Origin of the sequence: Rhodococcus sp. NPDC057529 (assembly GCF_042802055.1) — a bacterium.
Classification (GTDB): domain Bacteria; phylum Actinomycetota; class Actinomycetes; order Mycobacteriales; family Mycobacteriaceae; genus Rhodococcus_F.
On record NZ_JBHVEY010000007.1, the window covers coordinates 155240 to 178923 of the forward strand.

General features: G+C 69.0%; 23 protein-coding genes. 9 read left to right on the forward strand and 14 right to left on the reverse strand.

The window, feature by feature from the left end; genetic code table 11:
• Positions 1 to 47: 47 nt before the first annotated feature.
• Complete coding sequence (locus ACFU5V_RS15655; RefSeq protein WP_378700395.1) at positions 48 to 1844, reverse strand: glycosyl transferase; 1797 nt, start codon at positions 1842 to 1844, stop codon at positions 48 to 50.
• Positions 1845 to 2058: 214 nt separating this feature from the next.
• On the opposite strand from ACFU5V_RS15655, the gene ACFU5V_RS15660 reads away from it, so the two are divergent.
• Positions 2059 to 2760 carry an MspA family porin gene (locus tag ACFU5V_RS15660; RefSeq protein WP_378439385.1) on the forward strand — a complete coding sequence of 234 codons (702 nt, stop codon included), beginning with the start codon at positions 2059 to 2061 and terminating at the stop codon, positions 2758 to 2760.
• Here the strand turns inward: ACFU5V_RS15660 and ACFU5V_RS15665 are convergent.
• From ACFU5V_RS15665 to ACFU5V_RS15680, 4 genes are all read right to left on the reverse strand, one after another.
• On the reverse strand, positions 2757 to 3032 hold the full coding sequence (locus ACFU5V_RS15665; protein ID WP_378700397.1) for a hypothetical protein: 276 nt from the start codon (positions 3030 to 3032) through the stop codon (positions 2757 to 2759). The two genes, ACFU5V_RS15660 and ACFU5V_RS15665, sit on opposite strands and share 4 nt — an antisense overlap.
• A 111-nt stretch (positions 3033 to 3143) precedes the next feature.
• A complete protein-coding gene (locus tag ACFU5V_RS15670; RefSeq protein WP_378700399.1) occupies positions 3144 to 5036 on the reverse strand; it encodes a galactan 5-O-arabinofuranosyltransferase in 1893 nt (630 codons plus the stop codon).
• 11 nt (positions 5037 to 5047) lie between these two features.
• Positions 5048 to 5809, reverse strand: coding sequence for a decaprenylphospho-beta-D-erythro-pentofuranosid-2-ulose 2-reductase (locus ACFU5V_RS15675; protein WP_378700401.1), 762 nt, complete (start codon positions 5807 to 5809; stop codon positions 5048 to 5050).
• On the reverse strand, positions 5809 to 7242 hold the full coding sequence (locus tag ACFU5V_RS15680) for an FAD-binding oxidoreductase (RefSeq protein WP_072938591.1): 1434 nt from the start codon (positions 7240 to 7242) through the stop codon (positions 5809 to 5811). The genes ACFU5V_RS15675 and ACFU5V_RS15680 overlap by 1 nt, the downstream gene beginning before the upstream one ends.
• Before the next feature lie 80 nt (positions 7243 to 7322).
• Here ACFU5V_RS15680 and ACFU5V_RS15685 point away from each other — a divergent pair, with 80 nt between their 5' ends.
• From ACFU5V_RS15685 to ACFU5V_RS15695, 3 genes are all read left to right on the forward strand, one after another.
• A complete protein-coding gene (locus tag ACFU5V_RS15685; protein ID WP_072938553.1) occupies positions 7323 to 7799 on the forward strand; it encodes a GtrA family protein in 477 nt (158 codons plus the stop codon).
• Positions 7800 to 7923: 124 nt separating this feature from the next.
• Positions 7924 to 8853 carry a PIN domain-containing protein gene (locus ACFU5V_RS15690; protein ID WP_378700403.1) on the forward strand — a complete coding sequence of 310 codons (930 nt, stop codon included), beginning with the start codon at positions 7924 to 7926 and terminating at the stop codon, positions 8851 to 8853.
• A gap of 147 nt (positions 8854 to 9000) precedes the next feature.
• Entirely contained in the window at positions 9001 to 10038 is a 1038-nt protein-coding gene (locus ACFU5V_RS15695; protein WP_378700405.1) for an alpha/beta hydrolase, read from the forward strand.
• Here ACFU5V_RS15695 and ACFU5V_RS15700 read toward each other — a convergent pair whose 3' ends face one another.
• The 4 genes from ACFU5V_RS15700 to rfbA all read right to left on the reverse strand — a co-directional run bounded on the left by ACFU5V_RS15700 (position 10039) and on the right by rfbA (position 13120).
• On the reverse strand, positions 10039 to 11115 hold the full coding sequence (locus tag ACFU5V_RS15700; RefSeq protein WP_378700407.1) for a S1C family serine protease: 1077 nt from the start codon (positions 11113 to 11115) through the stop codon (positions 10039 to 10041). It abuts the gene before it with no gap.
• Between the two features lie 27 nt (positions 11116 to 11142).
• Complete coding sequence (locus tag ACFU5V_RS15705) at positions 11143 to 11550, reverse strand: TIGR03618 family F420-dependent PPOX class oxidoreductase (protein WP_378700409.1); 408 nt, start codon at positions 11548 to 11550, stop codon at positions 11143 to 11145.
• A 111-nt stretch (positions 11551 to 11661) separates the two neighbouring features.
• The gene (locus ACFU5V_RS15710; RefSeq protein ID WP_378430613.1) at positions 11662 to 12243 is read right to left on the reverse strand and encodes a dTDP-4-dehydrorhamnose 3,5-epimerase family protein; all 582 of its coding nucleotides are present in this window, start codon (positions 12241 to 12243) and stop codon (positions 11662 to 11664) included.
• A gap of 1 nt (position 12244) precedes the next feature.
• Complete coding sequence (gene rfbA / locus ACFU5V_RS15715; RefSeq protein ID WP_378430612.1) at positions 12245 to 13120, reverse strand: glucose-1-phosphate thymidylyltransferase RfbA; 876 nt, start codon at positions 13118 to 13120, stop codon at positions 12245 to 12247.
• Positions 13121 to 13183: 63 nt separating this feature from the next.
• On the opposite strand from rfbA, the gene rfbB reads away from it, so the two are divergent.
• Entirely contained in the window at positions 13184 to 14188 is a 1005-nt protein-coding gene (gene rfbB / locus ACFU5V_RS15720; protein WP_378700412.1) for a dTDP-glucose 4,6-dehydratase, read from the forward strand.
• Here rfbB and ACFU5V_RS15725 read toward each other — a convergent pair.
• The 3 genes from ACFU5V_RS15725 to ACFU5V_RS15735 all read right to left on the reverse strand — a co-directional run bounded on the left by ACFU5V_RS15725 (position 14178) and on the right by ACFU5V_RS15735 (position 16761).
• The gene (locus ACFU5V_RS15725) at positions 14178 to 14969 is read right to left on the reverse strand and encodes a class I SAM-dependent methyltransferase (RefSeq protein ID WP_378700414.1); all 792 of its coding nucleotides are present in this window, start codon (positions 14967 to 14969) and stop codon (positions 14178 to 14180) included. The two genes, rfbB and ACFU5V_RS15725, sit on opposite strands and share 11 nt — an antisense overlap.
• A 10-nt stretch (positions 14970 to 14979) precedes the next feature.
• Positions 14980 to 15972 carry a YbhN family protein gene (locus ACFU5V_RS15730; RefSeq protein WP_378700416.1) on the reverse strand — a complete coding sequence of 331 codons (993 nt, stop codon included), beginning with the start codon at positions 15970 to 15972 and terminating at the stop codon, positions 14980 to 14982.
• 69 nt (positions 15973 to 16041) lie between these two features.
• Positions 16042 to 16761, reverse strand: a complete 720-nt coding sequence (locus tag ACFU5V_RS15735; protein WP_378700418.1) for a DapH/DapD/GlmU-related protein — start codon at positions 16759 to 16761, stop codon at positions 16042 to 16044.
• 105 nt (positions 16762 to 16866) lie between these two features.
• Here ACFU5V_RS15735 and ACFU5V_RS15740 point away from each other — a divergent pair, with 105 nt between their 5' ends.
• Together ACFU5V_RS15740 and ACFU5V_RS15745 are read left to right on the forward strand one after the other, a co-directional pair.
• Positions 16867 to 17967 carry a DegT/DnrJ/EryC1/StrS family aminotransferase gene (locus ACFU5V_RS15740; protein ID WP_378700420.1) on the forward strand — a complete coding sequence of 367 codons (1101 nt, stop codon included), beginning with the start codon at positions 16867 to 16869 and terminating at the stop codon, positions 17965 to 17967.
• Positions 17967 to 18926, forward strand: a complete 960-nt coding sequence (locus ACFU5V_RS15745; protein WP_378430606.1) for a Gfo/Idh/MocA family protein — start codon at positions 17967 to 17969, stop codon at positions 18924 to 18926. Before ACFU5V_RS15740 ends, ACFU5V_RS15745 begins: the two co-directional genes overlap by 1 nt.
• Here ACFU5V_RS15745 and ACFU5V_RS15750 read toward each other — a convergent pair.
• Complete coding sequence (locus ACFU5V_RS15750; protein WP_378700422.1) at positions 18916 to 19872, reverse strand: NAD(P)/FAD-dependent oxidoreductase; 957 nt, start codon at positions 19870 to 19872, stop codon at positions 18916 to 18918. The two genes, ACFU5V_RS15745 and ACFU5V_RS15750, sit on opposite strands and share 11 nt — an antisense overlap.
• An 86-nt stretch (positions 19873 to 19958) precedes the next feature.
• On the opposite strand from ACFU5V_RS15750, the gene ACFU5V_RS15755 reads away from it, so the two are divergent.
• Positions 19959 to 20582 (forward strand): helix-turn-helix domain-containing protein, encoded by a 624-nt coding sequence (locus ACFU5V_RS15755; protein ID WP_378430604.1) that lies wholly within the window; start codon positions 19959 to 19961, stop codon positions 20580 to 20582.
• A gap of 61 nt (positions 20583 to 20643) precedes the next feature.
• Positions 20644 to 21492 (forward strand): SGNH/GDSL hydrolase family protein, encoded by an 849-nt coding sequence (locus tag ACFU5V_RS15760; protein ID WP_378700428.1) that lies wholly within the window; start codon positions 20644 to 20646, stop codon positions 21490 to 21492.
• On the opposite strand, the gene ACFU5V_RS15765 is transcribed toward ACFU5V_RS15760, so the two are convergent.
• The gene (locus tag ACFU5V_RS15765; protein ID WP_378700714.1) at positions 21464 to 23680 is read right to left on the reverse strand and encodes a hypothetical protein; all 2217 of its coding nucleotides are present in this window, start codon (positions 23678 to 23680) and stop codon (positions 21464 to 21466) included. The two genes, ACFU5V_RS15760 and ACFU5V_RS15765, sit on opposite strands and share 29 nt — an antisense overlap.
• Between the last annotated feature and the right edge of the window lie 4 nt (positions 23681 to 23684).

The following is a 23684-nucleotide window of genomic DNA, read 5'->3' on the forward strand; positions in this document are numbered from 1 at the left end:
GGTAGTCACCCGTGAGTACTTGTTAACGTCCGGCGGTTAACAAGTACTCACGGGTGGCGCAGCGCCCGCACGTCCCACACCCACACGCCGTCGACGGGTTTCGCGGGCGCCCCGACGAGTTGCCGGACCGTCTCACGCAGGACGCGATCGTTCTGAGTGTGCGGCAGGACCAGGACGTCGGCGTTCCAGAACTTCAGGTCGGTCAGCGCCTGGGCCCTCGTCGCGTCGTCGATGGCCGGCACCTGGCCGGACGACTGCGCGGACGCGAGCAGTAGTGCGGTGGGGCGGTCGTCGGGCCCGTACTTGCCCCGCTGCTCGCTGCCGGCCGGGCCGACGAAATATCCACCGGCAATGGGGAATGCGAGATCCTGCTCGGTCTGCCAGCGCAGCATCCGGGCCTTCTCCGGGGAGGGGAGCGGCACCGTGACGACGGAACCGTCGGTGACGTAGTCCCGCCACGTGCCGTCGGCGAAGAAGTTCGGCGCGGCGTCGCGCTGCACGACGGCCAGGGGTGTCGGCGTCAACGGAAGCAGCGCCACCGCGAGCCACCCGGCCCACAGCAGCGTGGTGGTCCGCTGACCCTCGCGGGCGGACGCCAGGGCGCGGTCGGTGCCCAGTGCGAGCAGCAGGGCGGCGGCGGGCAGGCAGCCCATCGCGAAGCGCGATTCCAGGACGGACTCGAGGAGCGGCAGGTGTGAGATCAGCTTCCACGGCAAGGGAATTCCGGTGTCCCAGCCGCCGATCGTGAGCGACGTCCCGAGCGACAGGACACCCATCACGGCGACCGTCGCGGCCGCGGCGCGCGCCAGCGGCATCCGCCACAGCCACAGCGCGGACAGGCCGAGGAGAATCAGCAGGGGCCAGCCGAAATACGCGTTTTCCTCGGTTGCGTTCATGCTGAACTCGGCGGACCCGGGTTCGCCTGCCAGGGAGGACGTCGGGAAGCTGGTGAACGATTCGGTGTCGTTGCCCACCGGGCCGTGTTCGATCGCCCGGTAGCTGTCGGGTCCGAAGAACTGCCACCACAGGGGAACGGCGGCAATGGCCAGCGCGACGCCGCCCGCGATCGCAAAACCCTTGATGCTGCGCCTGACTGCCGCGAATGCGGTCCGTGGGCGCGACGCCGCGAAGGCGACCCCGAAGACCGTGAACGCCAGCGCGTAGATCAGCAGGGGTTCCTCACCGAGGAAGATCTGGTACGCGATCAGCAGTCCCAGCACGATGCCGTCGCGCACGGGTCGCGCGCCGCTGCCCAGCCTGATCACGGCGAGCGCGATGAAGGGCAGCAGGAACAGGGCTACGAAGTTGGGGTGCCCGTTGGTGTGCGAGATCAGGGCCGGTGCGAAACCGCACAGGCCGCCGCCGACCGCCGCCGCGAGTCGCGAGGACACGACGTGCCGCGAGAAGACCCAATACCACGCAATTGCCGTGCCCGACAGGCCAAGTGTGAGTGCCAGAGTGAATGTGACGTTCGGTCCGAACAACAGCGTGACGGGCGCCAGCGGAATGCTGATGCCGAACATCGCCGTGTTGCCCATGAGGTTGACGCCGAGCGGATAGTTCTGCAGGTCGCTGGACAGCGGGTTCTCCAGATGGACCAGTGAACGTGCGGCGACGGCGAAGAACCACTCCCACATGGTCTGGTCCTGGCCGCTGCGCACCAGATAGCCCGTTCCGAGGTGTTTCCACTGGCGGGCCAACACGAATGCGGCCAGGCCGACGTAAAAGGTGACCGCTGCGACATCGGCCGGGTGCGGCCGGAAACGGGAGCGGACGGGGCGAGCGGTGGTGCTGGTGCTCTCGGCGGGCCGAGTCGTCTCGACCGGGGTGAGTATCTCAGTCACGCAGCAGCGCCTCCGGTTCTCGGGTCGATGTCAATCGATCGAGGGTACCGGAGGTCGCTGAGAGCTTCCTGGGTTGCGATCGGGTAATTGTTGCGTGTATCACATCAAGTTGATTTGTGAACTTCTGATCAATACAGGGATATTCTTCTGCCCCACTGGTTACGCTCAGCATGCTTTTCCGTATCGGTTGCAGTGCATTCTGAATGGGGTCGGCATGACGGACATCAGCACATCTCGATTTGGGTTCAAACGCTTCACACGGACGGTTGCAGTCGCAGGCATCGCAACGCTTGCCATGGTCATGGGCAACGGCTCGGCGTCGGCCGGCGTGGACAATTCCAGTTCCGTGATCGATGCACGAGGGAATCGCATCGAAGTCGTTCAGGGCGACACGGTGTATCAGACCGTACCGCCGCTGGACGGCGTTCCCACCAGCGTGGAGTTCTTCCACAACGGCTACGCCGGAGTGGCCATCACCGGCCCGAATTCGGAGGAGTTCGAGGGCACTCAGCTCACCGTCGGCTATCAGATCGGTTACCCGGTCGCACTGGCGGGCGCGACGATCGTCCTGAACACGCCCGGTCTCGGGTTCGCGATCGGGTCGAGCAACGGAATCGACCTGGGTCTGCTCCCCGAGCTCTCGTTGGGCCTGAACGCGGGGACCAACGTCGAACTCGCCGGCGACATCATTCCGTCGCAGGAACTCGACATCGACCTGGAGCCCGGTGGAATCACCACGGTTCCGATCCTCGAGGGTCAGGAGTTCGACGGATCGGCGGCTGTGGTCAGGATGCAGGGAGTTCACGGCTCCATCTCCGGTGCTATCGGGCCGGTCACCATCCGTCCGTACGCGATGGCCGTGACGGAGAACGGTGACACCGTCATGACTTACGGTGTGCCGCAGAAGCTCAACTAGGCAGCCCGTCCGACAGGGTGCCTGACAGGGGTCGCCGGACCGAGGTCCGGCGACCTTTGTCGACTCAGATGGACGACGACGTCGCCGGCGACGAACACGGCGGCGCCGAGCAGTGCGATCACGAAAAGCGCCCAGTGCCCGACGTAGACACCGATGATCGCTCCGATCGTCGTTGCGAGTCCGGCATGCACGATCACCTCGCCGGGAGCGGTGCCGAGTAGGTAGTCTTCGGCACCGCTACCGGCGCGTCGAGGCTCCACTGCATCCGGCATGACCGCTCCTCGCGACGACCCGACATTTCCCCTCGGGGCGCGGAAAATGCCCGCTTCCCTGATTGGGTGCGGTGTTCCCGTGGCGCGGCGAAATAAACTCGAACAGACCGATCAGTTTCTTGTGACGACGACGAACGGTCCGGTCTCCGACACCGTGAATCGCGGGTCGTCGAACAGTTCCTTCGGGAACGTGACGGTGTAGCGGCGCACGTTGGGGTCGTTGGGATACACGTCCTCGGCGAGCCGCAGCGTGTACCCGTCCGGGCCCTGCCGGAACACGAACGCGTCGGGCGCCCGCCACGGCGCCGCGTCGAGTGCGGACACCAGCTGGTCGGGTGTCTCGAGCTCGCTCCACTCCGCGATGGTCCGGGCGCGTCCGGCGAAGTCCGCCAAGGGATTCGAGTAGTGCGACGTCAGCGCCTGGAAACCGAGGTAGGGGTAGAAGCTGAGGAAGGACGTGTCTGCGGTGAGGACCACCGTGTCGTCGCGGTCGCGGGGGACCTGCGCCCGGATCAGCTCGTCGACTGCCGCGTAGTGGGCGGCGGCGCCGGGTGGACGCTGGTCGGCGCGTTCGCCGTTGCCGTCGGTGTCGGTGTAGGCGACGGCGATGTCGGAGTCGAGGAATTTCGGGATGTTCTGGACGAACGACAGCGCACCCAGCACGCCGATCACCAGGACCGCCCCCTTGACGCGCGGGTTGTCGCTGGTCGCGAGCACGAGCCACCCCGCGAATTCGACGAAGCCGAAGACGCCTGCGGCGCCGAGCAGGACGATCAGCACGGGCTCGAGCCGGAACGAGAGCAGGGTGCTGCCGAGCACCGTGAACGCCATCGACAGCAGGGACCACAGGTAGACGGCCACCACTCCGACGCCGAGGGCCTGCGCGCGCCGGGACGTCGACGCGCGGGCGACGAGCCAGACGGTGCCGAGCAGGCACAGCGCCCCGGTGAGGGAGAAGTGGATCATCGGCAGCGGCAGTTGTGCGCCCGCCTCGGGCAGGTAGTGCAGCGCGGTTCCCGACGCGGCGGGCGAACCGCCCACGACCTTCAGCAGATACGGCAGCCACACGGTCAGTGCGAGGAGCCCGGACACGGCGGCGATCACGATCAGCCGGACCAGCGGGTCGATCGCCGCCCGCCAGGACTTCCGGTCGCGCACCCGTAGCGCCGCCGCCAGCAGTGCAAGCAGGGTGATCGCGAAGGCGGCGAGTCCGAGGTACAGCGTGTAGAACGTGGCGGCGAGGCCGAGGAACAGGCCGGTGCCGATCACGGCGCCCCAGCCGCCGCGGCCGTCGACACGATTGAGGCCGCCCCAGGCGAGGACGAGCGTGGGGCCGATCAGCAGCGTGATGACGGCGCCGTACGGTTCGGGCGAACCGTACGCCAGCACGAGGGCCGTCGTCGCGAGGGACACGACGATGGCCAGGTCGTGGCGGATCAGGTTGCTCCACAACACCAGTGCGACGACGGCGGCGACGGCGAGGGATCCGATGGCATACGGCTTGAACGCTTCCCAGCCGTCCATGCCGAGGAGGTTGGCGACGCGCCCGCCCGCCCAGAACCAGCCGGCCGGGTAGTACGGCGGCAGGTCGGCGTACGTCATGTCGCGCAGCGCGGCCGAGTCGGTCAGCCGGGTGAGGTACTCGGTGCGGAACTCCTGGTCGACGGAGACGCCGTGCAGGTACAGCTTGGTCGCGGCGAGCGGCAGACCGAGTGTGACGGTGACGAAACCGGACAGGCTCGCCCACGACAGCAGCCGGGCGAACCGCGCGGCCCGGTGCAGCCGGACCAGCAGCACCGACACCGCGATACCCGCGATGGCCACGACCTGGCCGACCGTCGTGACGGCCTGGGTCACGTTGGACGAGTTGAACGCCGGCCACTGCACCCGCCCGAACGCGAACAGTCCGACCGCTGCCACCACCGCGGCCACGACGGCCCCCAGCAGCATTTCGACAGCTGTCGACAGGGACCGCCGGGCCGGTGCTACGTCTGCTTCCGTCACGAGGGCGAAGCTTAGATGGGCAGCTTCTTGAAGATCGGTCGCGGGATGTGCCGCAGGATCATCATCACGTATCGGAATGCGCCGGGCGCCCAGACGAGATCCTTGCCCTTCTCCGCCGACGTGACGGCGAGCTTGGCCACGTCTTCCTTGTTCACCGTCAGCGGGGCTTCCTTCACGTCCGCGGACATGCGGGTGCGGACCTGGCCGGGGCGGATGACGAGGACGCGCGGACCGAACTCGCGCAGGGCCTCACCGAGTCCGAGGTAGAAGCCGTCGAGTCCGGCTTTGGTGGAGCCGTAGACGAAGTTGGAGCGGCGCACGCGCTCGCCTGCGGCAGACGACATGGCGATGATCTGGCCGAAGCCCTGTGCCTTCACCTTCTCGCCGACGAGGACGCCGACGGACACGGCCGCGGTGTAGTTGACCTCGGCGATCTGGACGGCCTTGCGCTGGTTCTGCCACAGTTCCTCGGCGTCGCCGAGGAGGCCGAACGCGACGATGGCGACGTCGACGTCGCCTTTCGCCCAGGCGTCGTCGATGACCTTCGGGTGGCTCTCGGTGTCGACGGCGTCGAAGTCGATGACGTCGACGGCGTTGGCGCCTGCCGCCTTCAGCTGGGCCACCGCGCCGTCGCGGCCGGGGTCGCCCGGCAGTGCGGCGAGGATCACCCGCATCGGCGCCTTCTTCAGGTACTCCTCGCAGATCGCGAGACCGATCTCGGAGGTGCCTCCGAGCAGCAGGAGGGTCTGGGGGTTCCCGACAGCGTTGATCACTACAGTTCCAACCTTCTGGACATATCGGAGGCGAAGACATTGGTGGGGTCGTACTTGCGGCGGGTGGCGATCCACTCGTCGATCCGCGGGTACATGGCGTGGAACGTCTCGGCGGTGGTCCGCGAATCCTTGGCCGTGTAGAGACGGCCGCCGAACTTCAGGACCCGCTTGTCGAGTTCGGTGACGAACTCGTTCAGGCCGGGCTTGATGCGGAAGTCGACGCAGATGTTCCAGCCCGGGATCGGGAAGCTCAGCGGCGCCTGGTTGCCTTCGCCGAACAGCTTGAACACGTTGAGGAACGAGTAGTGCCCCGACGTCTGGATGTCGCGGATGATCGCCTTGAACTCCTCGACCGCGGTGGTGGGCACCACGAACTGGTACTGCAGGAATCCGTTCGATCCGTAGGCGCGGTTCCACTCACCGAACATGTCGAGCGGGTGGTAGAACTGCGTCAGGTTCTGAACCTTGTCGCGGTAGGTGCCGGACTTCCGGAACCACAGCTCGCCGATCATCGAGAAGTTGAACTTGTTGGCCAGGCCGTTCGGGAACACGTCCGGGAACGTCAGCAGCTGCGGCGCGTCGAACGCCAGCGGATTCTTCTGCAACTTCGCCGGCAACTGGTCGAGCTTCGCCAGCGAGCCCCGGGAGACCGCGGCCCGGCCCAGCTTCGGGGGCGCGGCGATGGCGTCGAACCACGCGCTCGAGTACTCGTAGTTGGCCTCGCTGCCGTCGCTGTGCAGCGCGATCGTCTCGTCGAGCGTCTGGGTGACATCGCCGTCGGCGATGAAATACGCCGTCTCGGTCGGCGTCATCTTGATGGTCGCCTTGAGGATGATGCCCGTCAGGCCCATGCCGCCGATCGTCGCCCAGAACAGTGCGCCCTTGGGGTCGTTGCGGCCACCCTTCGGTGTCAGCGTCCGTACCTTGCCGTCGGCGGTGAGCAGGTCCAGCGACACCACATGGTTGCCGAAGCTGCCGGCGCTGTGATGGTTCTTGCCGTGGATGTCGGAGCCGATGGCACCGCCGATGGTGACCTGCCGGGTGCCCGGCAGCACCGGAACCCACAGACCGAATGGCAGCGCCGCCTTCATCAGCTGATCCAGGTTGACACCGGCGTCGACCTCCACGAGGTGGGTGTCGCGGTCGATGCGATGGATTCGGTTCAGCGCGTTCATGTCGATGACCAGGCCACCGGCGTTCTGCGCCGGATCGCCGTAGGAGCGGCCGAGGCCACGGGCGATCACCCCACGCTGCAGGTGAGCGGGCTTCGACTCGTTCTGCTCCGCGACCTGGGCGACCGCTTGCGCGATCACCTCCACGTCGGGAGTGGACAGCACCTGCGCCGTGGTGGGCGCGGTGCGTCCCCAGCCGGTGAGGGTGCGGGTCTGTGTGGGGAGCGCCTGGGTGGGCGTCTCTTCTGCTGTCGTGGACATCGGCATAGAGGCTACCGCCTGTGAGTACTTGTTAACCGCGGGCGGTTAAGAAGTACTCACGGGGCGCTAGCCTCGTCGTCGTGTCAGAAACCCAGCCGAGTCACGAGCACGAACCTCACGTTCCGCTCCCCGTCGAGATCCCCGTCACCGAGAACATCGCCGACGACGCACTGGACCTGAAGACGCAGATCGTCCGTTTCGTCCTGACCGGTGGACTGTCGGCGGTCGTCGACTTCGGCCTGTACTTCCTGCTGTTCGAGGTGGTCGGGCTGCCCGTCAACGTGGCGAAGTCGATCAGCTTCATCGCGGGCACCACCACCGCGTACCTGATCAACCGCCGATGGACGTTCAAGGCCGAACCGAGCCGCGCCCGCTTCGTCGCCGTCGTGATCCTGTACGCCGTCACGTTCGCGGTGCAGGTGGGCCTCAACTGGGTGATGTACCACGCATTCCCCGACGAATGGTGGCGTCTGCCGCTCGCGTTCGTCATCGCGCAGGGCACGGCGACGGTCATCAACTTCGTCGTGCAGCGCGCGGTGATCTTCAAGATCCACTGAGACGGCCGCCCGGCAACCGGGCGGCAACGCCCCGGCGGGTGCTGCGATACCGACTGGTCGGGTGTTTCGGTAACGACTCAGCAACTTCCCTGGCGCTGACGACGCGTTCGGTGAGAATCGATCAATGCTGATTGTTCTCGACACTTCGGCCGTCACGCGAGACGCGCGCTTCGAGACGTTCGTCCGCGACGCCCTCGACCGGGGCGGCCGAGTGCTCGTCCCCCGCCTCGTCCTCGTCGAGGTCGCCCACCGGTACCAGCGGGAGTCGGTCGCGATGATCGAGGCCCTCACCGTCCAGGCGCGGATGTACGACCGGCTCGGGCTCCGCGACGACCTGTCGGTGTTCGTGGACGCCGCGCGGGCCAAGGCCGACGGCTACGTCGACTCGCTGGCCCGGCAACTGGAGGCGATGGGCTGCGACGTGATCGAACCCGCATACACCTCGCACCTCGAGATCGCCGCCCGTGAACTGCAGCGTCGCCGACCGTACGTGGACCGGAAGCGGCGCGGCTACACGGCCACCGTGAACTGGCTGACGGTCCTGGACATCGCGGACCGCCGGCCGTCCGAGGACGTGGTGTGGGTCAGCGCGAACTCCCGGGGCTTCGGCGGCGGCGAGCCCGGGGTGTGGCACGACGAGATCCGGGCCGAGCTGCAGGACCGCGGCCTCGACCACCGGCTGCGGTGGGTGACCGGGCTCGACGACGTGGACCTGCGGGACACCGGCCTGCCCCGCCGCGACCGGGTCTTCGAGCCGATCGCCGCCCCGCCCGCCGCCGTCCCCGCGCCCCCTGCCCCGCCCGCAGTGGCCGCGGCACCACGGCCGGTGGTCGCGGCCCCGCCGCCCCGGGCGCCCCTCGTCGTGTCCGACCCCGTGGAACCGCGGGTCGCGCCGCCGCCCGCGCAGGCGGCCCGCCCCCGGGTGGCGCCGCAGCGGATCCTGCCCTCCGGCAACGCGGACACCGGCGGTCGCCGCGGCATCGGCCGGATGAGGGGTGGCCGCAAACGCAAGGTCACCGTGGTGGAGGAGCTGGACGACCTCGATTTCGGGTGATCCGACCCGCCGGTAACGATTCGGGCACCGGGCATAACGACTTGGGGCCGAAGCCGCCATCAGCGACACACGAGAGGGGCGGGTACTCCAAGGTTGAACTTACGTATCCGTCAACGGCGACGGGTATCGGCGACCAGGGGAGAAGGCATGAAATCTGTGCCGAACGACCGCAAGCCGTCTGCGCAGCAGCGGAAAGGGACACCGACCGTCCAATACCGTTCGGGTGCGCGGCTGGCGGGGCCGAGTATTGAATCCCAGGTTCTCTACCAGGCATGCAGATGGTTCCTCCGGCCCGTGGTGCGGATGGCGCCGATCAACGAGTCGGCGATCCGCAGGGCCGCGCTGCTGGACCTCGCGGCGGGGATCCGTCCCGCTTCCGGTATCCGCCGGCAGAAGGTGCGGTTGCCCGGGTTCGACGCGGAGATCGTGCGCGCCCCGGGAGTCTCACCGGAGCTGAGCGACGGTGTCGTCCTCTATCTCCACGGCGGCGGGTTCCTGTGCTGCGGGCTGAACACGCACCGGCCGGTGGTCGCGACGATCGCGAAGCTGACCGGACTGCCGGTGATGCATGTCGGCTACCGGCAACTGCCCGACACGAACATCAGCGGTTCCGTCGACGACTGTCTGACGGCGTACAAGTGGTTGCTGGAGAACGGAGCCCGCGCGGGCGGGACGGTGTTCGCCGGTGATTCGGCGGGTGGGTTCCTCGTGTTCGCGACGGCGTTGAAGGCCCGCGAGGAGGGCGTCGATCTCCCCGCCGGACTGGTCGGGCTGTCGCCGCTGCTGGACCTGGACTGCGCCGACAAACTGGTGCACGCCAACGCCGCCCGCGACGTGTTCGCCCCCGTCGAGGCGCTCGTCACCATCGGCAAACTGGGCGGCGAGGTGGACGGTGTACTCGACCCCGCGCTGTCGCCCGTGAACGGCGCGCTCGAGGGTCTGCCGCCGTCGTTGCTGTTCGCCGCGGAAGGTGAGGTGCTGCGGTCGGATTCGGAGCTGATGGCGCATCGGCTGAGCGTTGCGGGTGTGCCGACGACGCTGCAGATCTGGGACGGTCAGGTGCATGCGTTTCCGGCGTTGTGGCCCGGTCTGCCCGAAAGCCGTGTGGTGCTTCGGCGTATCGCGCGGTTCGTCGCGACGCGGGTGCGGCCGGACGACGGTGTCGCCCGGGACAAGACCGCCTGACTACCGCGGCGGGCCCTTCTCCAGCACGATCGTCGTCGACCGCGCACGCCCGGCCTCGTCGAGCCAGCGCACCTCGACCGCGTCGCCGGGGTGCCGCGCGATCATGAGTCCACTGAGGTCGTCCGAGGAGCGGATGGGAATTCCGTCGAATTCGGTGACGACGTCCCCGATCTCGATGCCCGCGTCGTCGGCGGGGGTGCCGATGCTGATCCAGAGGACCTCGGCGCCGCGGGCGTTGTCGGTGACGCTGATCCCGAGGAGGGGAGTGTCGCCGATGTGCACGGTGGCGGACGCCGTCCCGGCTCGTACCTGATCGACGATCGTCATCGCGGTGTCGATCGGCACCGCATACGATCTCGGCTGGGCCGGAGCGGGTTTGGTGGGATCGGAGTCGGCGTTGCCCGCGGTGTTCACGCCGATGACGGCGGCGGTGGCGTCGACGAGCGGGCCGCCGGAGTCGCCGGGCCGCACCGCCGCGTCGATCTGGATCAACCCGTTCAGCCGGTTCCGGGAACCGTCGGTGGAACTGCGGGCGGTGATCGCCTGCCCGAGGTCGGTCACGAAACCCCGTGCCGCCACCGGGACTCCGCCCCCTTCGGCGTTGCCGACCGCGGTCACCGGGTCACCGATGCCGACGGCGGTGTTCTTCGCGAGGGTCGCGGCGGGCAGGTCGCCCGCACCCTGGAGCCGGAGGACCGCGATGTCACGCGAACTGTCGTAACCGAGCACGTCCGCGACGTACGCCGCACCGTTACCGAGGCTCACCGCGCTGATGTCGAGTGCACCGTCGATCACGTGATGATTGGTGAGCACGACGCCGTCGGGCGTGAGCACGATCCCCGTACCCGCGGTTTCGACGAGCCCCGAATCGGCGACGAGGGTGACGATCGCCGGGATCACCCTGGCCTCGACCTCCTCCGGGGTCAGGACGACGGGCGGTGGCGGCGCAGGCGGCGCGGGCTGGGCGACCGTCGCCGCAGGCAGCCCCGATTCGCGGACCGTCGGTGCGCTCAGCAGCAGGCTGCCGATCACCGCCGTGGCCACGGCGAGGACCGTCGCGGCGCGGGGCGTCGTCATGCCCGGGTGTCGTCGGCGCGGATTCCGTCAGGACTGTTTCAGCGACCCCCAGCCGTGCCAGGTGTCGATCTCGATCCAGGCGCTGACCCGTTTCCGGTCGCGGACGGGGTACGGGTTGCCGCTGTAATGCGTCGCGAGGCGGTCGATGTCGGCGAGGTCTTCGTCGTCGACGAACTCCGTCACCCGGCCCTGGACGCTGACATGGGTGATCCAGTCGCCGGGATCCATCGCGGTGAGGCTGACCCGGGGATCGCCCCGCAGGTAGTCGAGGCGCCGGCGCTCGGCGTCCATGTTGACCAGCACCCGGCCGCCCTCGAACAGATACCAGGTGGCCACGGACACGGGCTGCCCGTCGGGTCGGACGCAGGCGATGGTGGCGTAATTGGGCCGGGCGAACATCTCGGCGGCCTTCGCTGTCAGAGGTGGCTTCGACATGTCCGAAAGATACTCCCTGGCGTCGGTCTCAGAACTGCGGTTCGCGCTGTCCTTCCGCGCGGCGCTCACCCTTACGTGAGTGTTTTCGTGTACCCGGGCACACGAAAACACTCACATGGGGGGAAGAAGCCCGGCGTCCAGCGCCTGCTGCAGCGACGGCGCCGCCGAATCCTTCTCGGACAGCTGGAACGTCAGCGGGCTGCCGTCCCGGCCCACCGTGGGCCAGTCGACGCCCAGGTCGGGGTCGAGCGGGTGCAGGTCGTGGTCGAGGGCCGGGGTGTACTCGATCGAGCACAGGTACATCACGGTCGACGCGTCCTCGAGGGACAGGATCGCGTGGCCGACACCGGCCGGGAGGTAGACGGCGCGGCGGTCGACGTCGTCGATGAGCACCGAATCCCACTGCCCGAACATCGGCGACCCCACCCGGAGGTCGACGATGACGTCGAGGAACGCGCCCGTGACGCAGGTGACGTATTTCGCCTGCCCGGGCGGATTGTCGGTGTAGTGGATACCGCGCAGGACACCGGCGGCGGACACCGAGCAGTTCGCCTGAGCGAGTTCGAGAGGATGCCCGACGGCGGCCTCGAACTCCGAACCCTTGAACCATTCGAGGAACACGCCGCGGTCGTCGCCGAACTGCCGTGGGGTGATCTCCCAGGCGCCGGGGACCTTCAGTTCCCGATACTCCACGTCACCAGTCCTTGCCGCGTTCGAGAAGTTCGAGGAGGTAGTCGCCGTACCCCGATTTGCCGAGAGCCTCCGCACGCGAACACAGTTCGGCGTCGGTGATGAACCCGCGGCGCCACGCGACCTCTTCCGGGACGCCGATCTTCAGCCCCTGCCGGTGTTCGAGCGTGCGCACGAAGTTCGCCGCCTCGAGCAGCGAGTCGACGGTGCCGGTGTCGAGCCACGCGGTTCCGCGGGGCAGCACCTCGACCTGCAGCCGTCCGGCCTGCAGGTAGGCCTGGTTGACGTCGGTGATCTCGTATTCGCCGCGATCCGACGGCTTCAGATTACGCGCGATGGAGACGACGTCGTTGTCGTAGAAATACAGCCCGGGGATCGAGAAGTTCGACTTCGGGGTGGCGGGCTTCTCCTCGATCGACATGGCCCGGCCGGTGTCGTCGAACTCGACCACACCGTACGCGCTGGGATCGGACACCCAGTAGGCGAACACGGCGCCGCCGTCGATGTTCTCGAAGCGGTTCAGCCGGGAACCGAGGCCGGGGCCGTAGAAGATGTTGTCGCCGAGCACGAGGGACACGGACTCGTTGCCGACGTGGTCGGCGCCCAGGACGAACGCCTGGGCCAGGCCGTTCGGCTCCTCCTGCACCTTGTACGTGAGGTTCACCCCGAACTGGGAGCCGTCGCCGAGGAGCCGGCGGAACTGCTCGGCGTCGTGCGGGGTGGTGATGACGAGGATGTCGCGGATGTTCGCCAGCATCAGGGTGGAGAGCGGGTAGTAGATCATCGGCTTGTCGTAGACCGGGACCAGTTGCTTGCTCACTCCGAGAGTGATCGGGTGCAACCGGGACCCGGTGCCGCCTGCCAGGATGATTCCGCGCATGTGCGCAGTGTTCCAGTGTTCGCGCCGGATAGAAACTCGGGCTCGCCACTAGGGTGGGTGCACATGAGGCTTCTCGTGACAGGCGGCGCCGGGTTCATCGGTGCGAATTTCGTGCACCAGACGGTCGCGGAGCGGCCGGACGTGCAGGTGACGGTGCTCGACGCTTTGACGTACGCCGGCAACCGGCGCTCGCTCGACGCGGTGGCCGACCGCATCGAGTTCGTGCACGGCGATGTGGCGGATTTCGCGCTGGTGGATCGCCTGGTCGCGGAGTCGGACGCGGTGGTCCACTTCGCCGCGGAATCGCACAACGACAATTCGCTGGCCGATCCGACGCCGTTCGTGCAGACGAACGTGATCGGCACGTTCTCGCTGTTGCAGGCCGTCCGCGCCCACGACGTCCGGTATCACCACATCTCCACCGACGAGGTGTACGGCGACCTCGAGCTGGACGACCCCGAGCGCTTCACGGAGTCGACGCCGTACAACCCGTCGAGCCCGTACTCGGCGACGAAGGCGTCGAGTGACCTGCTGGTGCGGGCGTGGGCGCGGTCGTTCGGGGTGCGGGCCACCCTGTCGAACTGTTCCAACAACTACGGCCCGTACCAGCACGTCGAGAAGTTCATTCCGCGTCAGATCACCAACCTGATCGACGGGGTGCGCCCCCGCCTGTACGGCAGCGGGAAGAACGTGCGCGACTGGATCCACGTCGACGACCACAACGCGGCCGTCTGGACGATCCTGGAGAAGGGCACTCTCGGGCAGACGTACCTGATCGGCGCGGACGGCGAGGTCGACAACCGGACCGTCGTCGGGACGCTGCTCGAGCTGTTCGGCCGCGACACGAACGACCTCGACTTCGTCACCGACCGCCCGGGCCACGACCTGCGTTACGCGATCGACTCGACGCGCCTGCGCACCGAACTGGGCTGGACGCCGCAGTTCGAGGACTTCCGGAGCGGGCTGGAGGCCACCGTGCGGTGGTACCGCGACAACGAGTCGTGGTGGCGGGCGCAGAAGGAATCCGCGGAGAAGGCATACGCGGCTACGGAATCCGTCATCGGCTGACGGTTCCGCGGAACGCCCACGCCCGCGCCGTCAGTGCGATGCGCCCGGCGTCGTCGCGCGGTAGGCGGGTATCGAGCAGGTCGCGAAGTTCGGTTCGGCGTCCGGCAGGCAGGGAGGCGCAGTAGCCGGGCGCGGGGCCCTGACCGCCGAGGAACGGCCGCCAGAAGTCGTCGAAGTCGGCGAACACGGTGGGAACCTCGAGCGGGTGCACGGCCACCTCGGTGAACCCGGCGGCGGACAGCGCGTCGCGGAGCGGCTGCGGCCGGCAGAGCGGGAAGCGGACCCCCTCGTCGAGCGTCGCGGCCGTCCCGTCGAGTTCGCGCGCGGCGTCCCAGAAGGCGCGGATCATCTGCATGCCCTCCTCGTAGTCCCACACGTACCCGGCGACCGTCCCGCCGGCCCGGGTGACGCGGTGCATCTCGGCGAGCCCCTCGACCGGATGGGGAACGAAGTTGAGGACCAGCCCGGACACCACCCGGTCGAACTCGCCGTCCGCGGCGGGGATGGATTCGGCGGTGCCCGGCCGCACCTCGAAGCGGGGATCGTCCGCGCCGGCCCGGGCCGCCGCCGCGAACGGCGCCGACGGTTCGACCCCGACCATCCGGGCCGGATCGGCCGAGCGGAGAACGGTGTGGGCGAGGGCGCCGGTCCCGCACCCCACGTCGCACCAGACGCCGCCCGGGTCCGCGGCCACCCACCGCAGGAACTGCGGCGCGACCAGCCTGCTCCAGCGGCCGATGTAGTTCTCGTACGCGGGATCGACCTCCCAGGCGTCCGTCATCGCGGTCTCCTCACGACGGCTGCGGCACCCGGGAATCCTCGTGCACGAGGGCGTTGCGCAGCGAACGCGAACCGGCGACCGCGGCGACGAAGCCGGCGAGCACCTCGCACAGCGTGAACACCAGGCGGGACGCGAGGGCCAGCCCGAGCGCCACCCCGCTGTCCATGAACGGGGACAGCGCCGCGACGACGACGGCCTCGCGGACCCCGATGCCGGACGGCGCGACGACCACCAGCACACCGGCGCACATGCCGAGGGCGATCGCGCCGATGCACTGCACCAGGGTGCCCACCGCGAATCCCGACGTGCTCGACGCGAGGAACCACAGATGCACGCCGTACAGCACCCAGCTGACGGCGCACCAGCCGAGGGCCCGCCCGATCTTGTGCATCGTCAACTGCCGGTGCAGCGGGGCGCGCCGCAGGATCCGCAGGGCCAGGTTCACCAGCCGGGTGAGGATCGGGGGATAGCAGCAGACGAGGGCGATGGGGACGAGGACGATGACCGCGACCGCGGCGACGGTGCTGATGTGGAACAGGGCGGGCAGCGCGAGCAGCCCGACGACCAGCGCGGATGTGATGCTCAGCCCCACGGTGACGAGGACGGCGACGAATCCGTTGGCACGCGACACCCCGGCCCGGCGGACGAGTTCGGTCTGCAGGACGAACGCCCACACGCTGCCCGGTAGGTACTTGCCGAGCTGGCCGACCAGGTAGCAGCGGGCGGCGTCGAACGCGGGAATCGGGTGTTCGAGCGCGCCGAGCGCGTGCTGCCACGCGCGCACCGCGGCACCCATGCCGAGGAACACGAACACCGCAGAGACGGCGAGCGCCCACCAGTCCAGCTGGGTGATCGTGTCCCGGACCTCGGCCCACTGCGATTTCACGGCGAACACGACGGCGACGACGATCGCGAGGGTGACGAGGATCCGCAGCGTGGTCATCAGGACGGCGCGGCCGCCGCGCTCGGGGACGATCTCGGGATCGGTGTCCACGAGAACCACCCCCTCACCGGCAGTGCGCTGCAGCAGTGCAGCGTTCGATTCCGACGATAGCAATCGGAGGGCGCGGGATCAGGAAACGAGCGGTTTCACCGCCAACTCCCGCCACCAGGCGAACGCGTCGGCGAGCGACCGCGGCAGTTCCGCGTCCGCCTCGAGCCGCCCCGAGGCGAACAACGTCTCCACCGCCTCGATGTCCCGGTCGGCGATCCCGGACCGGCTCATGCCCACCCGGTTGGCGCCGCGCAGGGCGGCGGGATTGCCGAACACCGTGGCGAACGGCGGAATGTCCTTGGCGACGACCGATCCCATGCCGACCATCGCGCGGTCCCCGATCACCCGCCGCTGATGCACCACCGCGCTCATGCCGAGATTGACGCCGTCGCCGAGGGTCACGTGACCGCCGAGGGTGCTGGACGGTGAGAGGACGCAGTCCTCGCCGATCCGGACGTCGTGCTCGACGGACGTGTGGTTCATGACGAATCCGCCGCGCCCGATGGTCGTCGGCCGCTCGGCACCCTGTTGGACGGCGCTCATCTCCCGGATCACGGTGCCCGCGCCGATCACCACGCCCCGATGCGGGCCGACCTCCGTCCACGTGCGGGGATGCGTCTTTCCGATCCACTCCGGCGGCGCCCCGAGCGTCGCGTGGGCACCGATCCAGCAGTCGTCGCCGATGTCGAGGGGACCGGTGAGGACGGCATACGGTCCGATGCTGACCCGGTCTCCGACGATGACTCCGTCGCCTATCACGACGGTCGGGTGGATCTCGCAGTTTTCACCGATGGTCATGAAAGTTTCGGATTCCTTCCAGGAGCCGTGCAGACCGTGGGAACCTTCAAGTGGGTGCAATCTGTGAAGACGGTGTGAACTGCACGTCAATCTATCGGAGGAACCGTGATCGCGATCTCGAGTATTTCCTTCGGAGAGGATGTCGAGCGCGAGGTCCTCGACACCCTGCGATCAGGGATGGTCGCGCAGGGACCGAAGGTCGCGAGGTTCGAGGAGGGGTTCGCCGAACTCGTCGGCACCCGGCACGCGGTGGCCGTCAACAGCGGCACCACCGCGCTGATCGCGGCCCTGCGGGTGCTGGACCTGCAGCCCGGGGACGAGGTGCTCACCACCCCGTTCACGTTCGTGGCCACGCTCAACGCGATCCTCGACGCCGGTGCGACGGCACGGTTCGCCGACATCGGGGAGGCCGACTTCGCGATCGACTCCGAAGTGGCGGAGCACTGCGTGAACGACCGCACCCGGGTGCTGATGCCGGTGCACCTGTACGGGCAGACCGCGGACATGGGTGCGCTGATGCCGCTGGCCGGGTCGCGGGGACTGGCGGTGGTCGAGGATGCGGCGCAGGCGCACGGCGCGACATTCGACGGCAGGGGCGCGGGCAGTTTCGGGCTCGGCTGCTTCTCGTTCTACGCCACCAAGAATCTCACCACCGCCGAGGGCGGCATGGTCACGACGGACGACGACGCGGTGGCCGACCGGTTGCGGGTGCTGCGGAACCAGGGCATGCGCAGGCGCTACGAGTACGAGATGGCGGGCCAGAACTTCCGGATGACGGATCTGCAGGCCAGTGTCGGGTTGCCGCAACTGGGTTCGTATCTGCAGCAGGTGGAATCACGCCGCCGCAACGCGGAGGCGCTGCGGACCGGGCTGAAGGACGTCGAAGGTCTCGTGCTGCCTTCGGAACTCGCGGGCCGCGGGCACGTGTGGCACCAGTTCACCGTCGTCCTCGCGCCGGATGCGGCGATCGACCGCGACACCCTCGCGCGGCGTCTGGGCGATCGGGGAGTGGGCAGCGGTGTCTACTACCCGAGGACCGTCTACGACTACGACTGTTACCGCGACCATCCCCGGGTGATTCCCTCGCCGACACCGATCGCGACGTCGGTGGCCCGCAGGTGCCTCAGCATCCCCGTTCACGCCGCGCTCTCCACCGACGACGTCGACCGGATCGTCGCGGCGGTGCGCGAGGCGATGGAGGCGTGATGACGTCCACGCGACCGCGGATCGCGCTCGTCGGAGCCGGGAAGATGGGGTCGCTGCACGCCCGCGTCCTCGCGCAGTCGCCGCTGTGCGACCTGGCGCTGCTCGTCGAACCGCGTGAGGAACACGGACGGGACGTCGCCGCCCGGTTCGGTGCGGAGTGGGCCGCGGATTTCGACGACCTGGACGGCATCGACGCCGTCGTCGTCGCGGCGGCGACCCCCGCGCACTACGAGGTGGCCGGCCGTGTGCTGGACCTGGGAAAGCCGCTGCTCGTCGAAAAGCCGCTCGCCGCAACGTACGAGGAGAGCACCGATCTGGTGAAACGCGCCGCCGCGACGGGTGTCCCGCTGATGTGCGGTCTGCTCGAGCGATTCAACCCGGCGGTCCGGACGGCCCGCGAATTCGCCGGTGACGTGTGGCAGGTCAACGGAATCCGGCACTCGCCGTTCGTCTCCCGCATCCCCACCGGCGTCGCGACGGACCTGCTGATCCACGACGTGGACCTCGCGATCGGATTCGTCGGATCGCCGCCGGTCGGGGTGAAGGCCGAATTCGGCTACTTCCACGACAGTTCGCGGCGCAACGAGGCCGAGGACTGCGCGGAGGCGGTCCTGCGGTTCGAATCCGGTGCGGTGGCCACCATCTCGGCCAGCCGGGTGAGCCAGCGGAAGGTCCGGCAACTGTCGCTGCTGGAGCCGGACCGGCTGATCGAGATCGACCTGCTGCGCCGCGACATCACCATCTACCGGCACATCGACGACGACCTGCCCGCCGACGGGTACAAGCAGCAGACCGTGATCGAGATCCCCACCATCCGCTACAGCGACGAACCCCTCGCCGCCCAGCTCGCGCAGTACGTCGGGCTGGTCGGCGGCGAGGGGGACGCCGACGCGGAGCGCGAGTCGATCCTGCCCGCGCACCGCGTGGTCCACGAGGCAACCGTGTCGGCTACCGGCTGAGTGCTCCGGCGACCGCCAGGCGGGTGTCTTCCGCGATGAGGTCGGCGTTGAGGGTGGCGGCGGCGGTCAGTCCGGCTCCGGCGGCGACGATGACCTGCGCCTTCGGGTCCGCGACGTTGCCGGCCACCCACACCCCGGGAACCGCGGTGGCGCCGGTCGCGTCGGCGGCGACTGTGGTGCCGATCACGTGCCCGGCCATCTCCATCTCGGTGGTGCCCAGGCCGAGGGTCGTGAGGAAGTCGGCGCGGGCCCGGAACAGCGGCGGGACCACCACGGCGGCGAGCGGGAAGACCCGGCCCGTGCGCAGCCGGACACCGGTCAGCCGGTCGCCGCGCACCTCGAGTCCGGCCACCGCGCCGTCGATCACGGAGACGCCGCGGGCGGCGAGTTGCTCGTACTCCTCGCCGGTGGGTTCGTTCGCGTCGTTCAGGAACAACGTCACCCGGTCGGTCCACTGGCTCCACATCAGCGCCTGGTGCACCGCCAGCGGACTGCCGGCCAGGACGCCCACCGGCTGGTCCCGGACCTCCCATCCGTGGCAGTACGGACAGTGCAGCACGTCGCGTCCCCACTGTTCGGCCACCCCGGGGATGTCGGGGAGGACGTCGACGAGGCCGGTGGTCACGAGCAGCCGTCGCGCCCCGACGGCCCGGCCGTCGGCGAGCGTCACCCGGAACTCCCCGTCCCCGATCTTCTCGGCGGACGTGACGGTTCCGGTCACGATCTCCCCGCCGTATCCGGCGACCTCCTCGCGTCCGATGGCCAGGAGTTCACCAGGAGGGGTGCCCTCTCGGCCCAGATAGTTGTGAATGTGCCCGGCCGGTGCGTTGCGGGGGTCGCCCGCGTCGATCACGAGCACGGATCGGCGGGCCCGCGACAGGGCCAGCGCCCCGCTGAGTCCGGCCGCGCCGCCGCCGATGACCACCACGTCGTAACTGTTTTCCATCGCGTTCTCCTTCGTTCGTCGACCTCGTGACGTCCACTGTCCGGGCAGATCGCGATCCTGGCAAGAGTGTTTGCCAGTGTGGCAACATGGGTGGTGTGAACGACGACCTACCCGATCTGGACGGCGTCCTCGACGCCGTGGGACCGCGGCTCAAAGCACTGCGGCAGCAGCGCGGCGCTACCCTCGCCCAGCTCTCCGAGTCCACCGGGATCTCGGTGAGCACGCTGTCGCGGCTGGAGGCCGGCCAGCGCAAACCCACCCTCGAACTGATGCTGCTGCTGGCCCGCGCCCACCAGCTGCCCCTGGACGAACTGGTCGACGCACCCGCCACCGGCGACCCCCGCGTCCACCTGCGGCCCCTCGACCGCAACGGCACGACCATCATTCCGCTCACCCGCAGGCCCGGCGGGATCCAGGCGTTCAAGCACGTGATCCCGCCGGGCGACCCGACGGCGGTACCGAACCTGCAGGTTCACGAGGGCTACGAATGGCTGTACGTTCTGTCCGGCCGGCTGCGACTGCTGCTCGGCGAACACGACGTGATCCTGACGCCGGGGGAGGTCGCGGAATTCGACACCCACGTGCCGCACTGGTTCGGCAATCCCGGACCCCAGCCGGTGGAGATCCTCAGCCTGTTCGGTCCCCAGGGCGAGCGGGCGCACGTCCGGACCGTCCCGCGGGGAACGGCGTCCGGCACCGAGCGTCGGTAGAATTCGTGCGGACCGGTGACGAGCGCTCCCTCCGAGGCGCAGGACGTGATGGGGAGGCCCCGTGCGACGCTGGATTCCCGGTGTTCCCGTAGCGGTTCTGATTCCGCTCCTCGCCGGCTGTTCCACGTCGACGCCGCCGCCGGTGGCGCAGCCGCAGCCGGAGCCGCCGGCGGTCGCGACCCTGGTGGGCCTGGGCGATTCGATCCCGGCCGGTGACGGATGCCCCGGATGCACGCCGTTCGTGGAACTGTTCGGCGATCAGCTGTCCGGCGACACGGCGCTGCCCGTCCAGGTCGCCAACCTCGGTGTCGGGGGCTGGACCAGCACCGACCTGCTCGATTCCCTCGAACCCGGCGCGTACGACGCCGACGCCGTGAGTGCCGCCGATCTCGTCACCGTCACGATCGGCGCCAACGACTTCTACACCGAACTCGACGACTACCTGGACGGCGACTGCGGCGGCGACGACGGGCTCGGCTGCTTCGCGCCGGTGCTGCCGGAGTTGCAGACCACGCTGACGTCCGTGCTCGACCGCATCACCGAACTGCGGGCCGGTCGGCCGACCGCGGTGCTGGTCACCGGGTACTGGGACGTCTTCCCGGACGGCGACGTGGCCCGCGAACTGTACGGCCCGCAGTTCCTGCGGGACAGCGCCGTGCTGACGTTGCGCGCCAACGACGTCATCTCGGAGGTCGCGGGCTCGGAGGGCGCCACGTACGTCGACCTGTTCAGCACGTTCAAGGGAACGTGGGGCGACGGCGACCCCACCGGACTGCTGGCCGACGACGGCGACCACCCCAACCAGATCGGCCACCAGTTGATCGCCGACGCGTTGTCGTCCGCGGCGGCCGCGGGATCCGGCTCCACCGACGCGTCGGCGTTCACGTCGTCCGGCTGGTCGCCCCGCTGACCTTCCGGCGGCGCACTACCGGGTCGACGACGGACAGGATCAGCACCACGACCGTCGCCGCGCCGAACGCCGCGACGGACAGGTTCTGCCGCGGCGGCCGGAACGTCACCACCAGTTCGTGGTCACCCGGCGGCACCGGCACCTCGAGCAGACCGTGCCAGCCCGCGGTCGCGTCCACCGGCTCGCCGTCCACGGTCGCCGAGTAGCCGGGCCACGCGAGGCGGGCGAACGAGACAGTGCCGCCGCTGCCCGTCACCCGCACGGTCTCCGTCGCCGCTTCGGTGTCGGACGACAGCACCCGGACGCCGTCGGACGCGAACGACACCCGCCCGGGCAGGGGCAGCGGCCCGTCGCGCTGCAGCACCGTCCGGGAGTCGCCGCGTTCGGTGACGTGCCAGCCGGGTGGAGGCGGTGCCGTCTCCACCTCGGGCAGGAGGCGGTGCTCCACCACCAGCGTCGACACCCGCAGGTAGTCGACCAGCGGAATCGGAATGTCCGCGTTCACCGGCTGCCACAGCGCCCCGTACACGCCGGGGCAGACGGCGCCCCGGTAGTCCATGCACAGCGCCTCCTGGAACTCGGTGAACCCGATGCCGGTGTACGCGTTGATGCTGCCCTCCGCGGACGACGCCATGATCTCGTTGCCGAACAGGATCCGGCCCGCGGTGACGTCCTCGGGGGCGGTGTCGGCCAGGTCGGCGAGTTGCAGGACGGTTCCCCGGTAGCGGTCGGTCTGCGCGGACAGCAGCGACGTGCTGGACGGGTCGACGCGGCTGTCGCGGTCGACGTCGTGGGTGAGGGACCAGACCTGCGCGGCGGTCACCGCCACCGTTCCCAGCACGAGGGCGGCGACGAGACCGCTCGGGCCCAGGGTGCGCCAGGCGACGTACGCGATCGTGCACAGCGCCGCGACGAGCAGCGTGAACAGCGCGTGCCTGCCGGTCAGGGCCGGGGAGGACGCGAACGCCAGATAGAAGCCCAATGCGATCAGCACCGCCGACGCCGTCGCCCGCCGGCGCACCCGGTCGCGGGACAGTCCCAGCGACAACGCGAGCGACAGGCCGATCACCACGCACAGGTACAGGTATTCGACCAGCCGGATCGGCCAGCGGAACATCCCGACGTTCGACGGTCCGAACGTGAAGAGGAAGTAGACGACCGTGATGATCGCCAGGCTGACGAGCGGTCGCCCGTGCGCCCGGCGGAACCCCGGCGACGCGAACAGTGCGCGGATCCGGCCCCACGGCAGCCACGGCAGCAGCGGCAGCACGAACCACGCGAGGTACAGCGACGGGATCACCTCGACGGGACCCCCGAACGTCATGATCACGGGGAGATACGACGGGCTGCTCATTCCCGCGGGGCCGCCGATCTGCGGCTGCAGGAACGTGTCGTTGAAGATGCCGGTGCTGCCTGCGCGGGTGGTGACGTCGACGCTGAGGAACAGCGGCAGGTACGTCACCAGCGCGGCGGTGCCCGCGCACGCGCCGGTGATCACGAGCACGAGCAACCGGAAGAACTCCCGCTGGATCAGGAGGCCGATCCCGAGGCCGAGGAGGATCACGACGGCGCCGAGCGCGGCGTACGGGTTGCCCATGCTCACCGTCAGCGCGCCGATCAGGAACGTGATCAGCGGGTTCGTGCGACCGCGGGAGAGGCGGAGCGCCGACCACCAGAACAGTGTCACCCACGCGACGGCCATCATCCCGGACGGCCAGCCCGCCGCCTCGTAGAACAGGGTGAAACCGCTGAACGGAATCGTCAGCCCGCCGACGACCGCGGGACCGCGGCGGGCGCCGTATTCGCGGCACAGCAGGTACGTCCCGAGCGCGAACAGCGCGAGGAACTCGGCCATGACCACGAACGACGCGACCGACAGGTCCTCGAACTTCGCGGCCAGCATGTAATTGGCGAGGTTGACGGGGTTGTAGAGACCGTAGGCGGCCTCGCCCGCATAGTTGCCGCCGATCCAGGCGTCGGGATTGACGGCGAACCACCGCCCCGCGAGCAGTTCCCCGCCGATCCGGTGCCAGGACGGCACGAACGATTCCAGCATGTCGCCGCCGTAGTAGAAGCGGTCGTACACGATCCGGGGAACCGTCGCGACGGCCGCGGCGGCCACCGCGACCGCGAGTGCCACCGCCCATTCGGGGACGCCGCGTATCGATCGGGTGAACGTCGAGGACACGGAC